This is a genomic window from Burkholderia sp. HMSC10F09 (assembly GCF_001806955.1).
GTDB classification, from domain to species: domain Bacteria; phylum Pseudomonadota; class Gammaproteobacteria; order Burkholderiales; family Burkholderiaceae; genus Burkholderia; species Burkholderia multivorans.
Genome location: NZ_KV786900.1, coordinates 1 through 2,854 on the forward strand (window position 1 = coordinate 1; position 2,854 = coordinate 2,854).

General features: G+C 71.2%; 4 protein-coding genes. 1 reads left to right on the plus strand and 3 read right to left on the minus strand.

The genetic code is table 11. The annotated features are described in order from the left end of the window. A partial coding sequence (locus tag HMPREF3115_RS25430) for a GntR family transcriptional regulator (protein WP_141751740.1) occupies positions 1-331 on the minus strand: 331 nt, incomplete at its 3' end. Between the two features lie 145 nt (positions 332-476). On the opposite strand from HMPREF3115_RS25430, the gene HMPREF3115_RS25435 reads away from it, so the two are divergent. Further along, positions 477-1,676 carry a GNAT family N-acetyltransferase gene (locus HMPREF3115_RS25435; RefSeq protein WP_070556608.1) on the plus strand — a complete coding sequence of 400 codons (1,200 nt, stop codon included), beginning with the start codon at positions 477-479 and terminating at the stop codon, positions 1,674-1,676. Positions 1,677-1,732: 56 nt separating this feature from the next. Here the strand turns inward: HMPREF3115_RS25435 and HMPREF3115_RS25440 are convergent, their stop codons facing one another. Both HMPREF3115_RS25440 and HMPREF3115_RS25445 read right to left on the minus strand, forming a co-directional pair. Continuing rightward, positions 1,733-2,161 (minus strand): DUF3331 domain-containing protein, encoded by a 429-nt coding sequence (locus HMPREF3115_RS25440; RefSeq protein WP_070556610.1) that lies wholly within the window; start codon positions 2,159-2,161, stop codon positions 1,733-1,735. A gap of 40 nt (positions 2,162-2,201) precedes the next feature. Beyond that, on the minus strand, positions 2,202-2,854 hold a 653-nt coding region (locus tag HMPREF3115_RS25445; protein WP_141751741.1), incomplete at its 5' end, for an MFS transporter.

Genomic DNA, 2,854 nt, shown 5'->3' on the forward strand with positions numbered 1-2,854 from the left:
GCTGCGCAACCGCGGGCGGCGCCGTTCGCCGGCGCGGCGCCGCCGGCCGCGACAGCCCGACCACGCGCGTGCCGCGACGATCCGATTGCAGAAAACCCTCTGCGACAAGCTGCTCGTACACGGCCGCGGTCGTATTGCGCGACACGCCGAGCAGGTCGGCGAGCGCGCGCGTGCCCGGCAAACGCGTACCGGCCGGCATCGCGCCGCCGAGAATCGCGCCGCGCACGCGCTGCAGCAGTTGTCGCTGCAACGAAGGCGCGCCCGGCGCGCGGGACAGCGGCGCATCGAGCGGCATCGGCGAAACGGAATCGAGAGGCGGAACGGTCGTCATCGGAGCGGGCGAAGGCAAGCGGTCGGCGCCACGCGCGTGGCACCATAAATTCGGCGGCGTCTGGCACTTCTCATGGTACCTCGACGCGACTACGATCGTCTGCACGCCGGCATGTCGCCGGCCGCCAACCGACGCGAGACCGACCTTGCCCACCCTGACGAACGCCTATCGACAGCCCATCGGCCAACCGCTTCCCGACTGGTCCGCGCGCCCGCGCCCGGAGCGCATCGTGCTCGAGGGACGCTACTGCCGTCTCGAACCGCTCGACGCGGACCGTCATGCCGCCGATCTGTACGCCGCCTATGCGCAAGCGCCGGACGGCAGCGACTGGACCTATCTCGCGCACGGCCCGTACGACGACGAAGCGAGCTACCGCGAGTACGCACGCGGCGCGGCGACGAGCGCCGATCCGCTGCACTACACGGTGATCGACCGCGCGACGAACCGCGCGGTCGGCACGCTCGCGCTGATGCGCATCGATCCGGCGAACGGCGTGATCGAGGTCGGCTCGGTGACGTTCTCGCCGCTGCTCAAGCGCACGCCGGCGTCGACCGAAGCGCAGTACCTGCTGATGAAGTATGCGTTCGACACGCTCGGCTACCGGCGCTACGAGTGGAAGTGCGACGACCTGAACGCGCCGTCGCGCAAGGCGGCCGTACGGCTCGGCTTCCGCTACGAAGGGACGTTCCGGCAGGCGATCGTCTACAAGGGCCGCAATCGCGACACCGCGTGGTATTCGATCGTCGATGGCGAATGGCCGGCCGTCGCGGCCGCGTTCGAGGCGTGGCTGTCACCGGACAATTTCGACGCGCAAGGCAGGCAGCGCCAGTCGCTGACGGCGATCCGCGCCGCGCAGGCGAACGCGCGCGATGCCGCGCGCCGCGCGAACGAGGCGACGCGCGTCACGGTGCGGCCGCTCGTCGCCGCCGACGAAGCGGCATGGCGTCCGCTCTGGCAGGGTTATCAGGCGTTCTACGAGACCGCGCTCGGCGATGCGGTATTCGCGACCACGTGGGCGCGGCTGATGGATCCGGACGAGCCGATGTTCGTGCTCGGCGCGTTCGACGCGTCCGGCGCGCTGATCGGCATCGTGCATGCGATCTACCACCGGTCGTGCTGGACCGAAGCGCCGTATTGCTATCTGCAGGACCTGTTCACCGCACCCGACGCACGCGGACAAGGCGCCGGCGCCGCGCTGATCGAGGCCGTGTACGAACGCGCGCGCCGCGACGGCGCGAGCCGCGTGTACTGGCTCACGCACGAGACGAACACCACCGCACGCGCGCTGTACGACCGGCTCGCGAACAACGCGGGATTCATTCAGTACCGCAAGGACCTGAAGTAATCGCGCAAAAGAACTGAAGCAACACGATGGCCGCGCCGCAACGCGCGGCATTGCGTTCAGCCGAACGCGTCGGCCGGCTCGTCCATGGGCTCGCTCGCGTCGACGCGTGGCGTGTCGCGCGGCAGCGACGCCGGGCAGATCATCTCGTCGCCGTTCGCCGGCACCGGGCGGCGCACCGGCCGGAACACGGGCTCGCCCGGCGCGATCGGCCGCCCCGAGATCGCGCAGCGGCCCGGCTGCACCGCGGTTCGCAGCCGCCAGCGCTGCTCGCCGTAATGACAGCGGCCGCTCTCGACCCAGCGCACGAGCAGGCTGTCGTCGTCCGCTTCGAGCACCGCGACGAACAGTTGCGCGCGCAACGGAGAGGCGATCGCGCCCGCATGCTCGCCGGCGTCCGCGTGCGGCGGCGAAACGGGCGGCGCGGCGAGCGCTGCGGCAGCGTCCGGCGTCGCTGCGCGGACCGGTCGTTCGATGCGGTTCGACATGCTTGATGCTACTCCCTGAAAGAGTGACTCGGATCGACGCTCAGCGCCGCGCGGCCGGTTCGCGCAACAACGACAGGCCGAGCGCCGCACCGACGACGGCGGCGGCGATCATCAGTGCGATCCCGCCCGACCAGCCGAGCGCGCCGACGATCGTGCCGATCGCGAGCGGCCCGATCACCTGGCCGAGATAGTTGCCCTGCACGACCCATCCGATGCCGAGCGGCGCGAGAGACGGCGACGGCACCGACATCGGCGCACACGCGAGGATCGTCGCGGGCAGCAAACCCGCGATCGCCGAAAACGCGAAGCCGAGCGCGACCGCGACCGGCGCGGGCGTTGCCGCCGCGAACAGTCCGGCGCCGGCCGCGCCGATCGCCACCGACGTCGCGGCCATCACGATGCCGGGACGCGCGCCGCGCGCGAGAAGCCAGCCGGCCGTGAGATTGCCGATCACGCACGATGCGACGATCGCGGCCGCGATCAGTCCCGCCGCACCGACCGATACGCCGAGACGCTGCATCAGGAACACGGGCAGGAACGTCATCGCCGCGAAGAATTGCACGTTGTACGTCGCGAAGGCGAGCGCGAGCAGCGTCGTCGCGCGCGATGCGACCACGTCGCGCAGCGCGGCGCCGAGGCGCGGCGCGTGCGCATGCGCGTCGTCCGGCGGGCCGGCGGACGTCGTCATCGGCA

Excerpts from the sequence above, each read along its gene's own strand:
- HMPREF3115_RS25440 (WP_070556610.1), bottom strand. The coding sequence starts at position 2,161 with ATGTCGAACCGCATCGAACGACCGGTCCGCGCAGCGACGCCGGACGCT.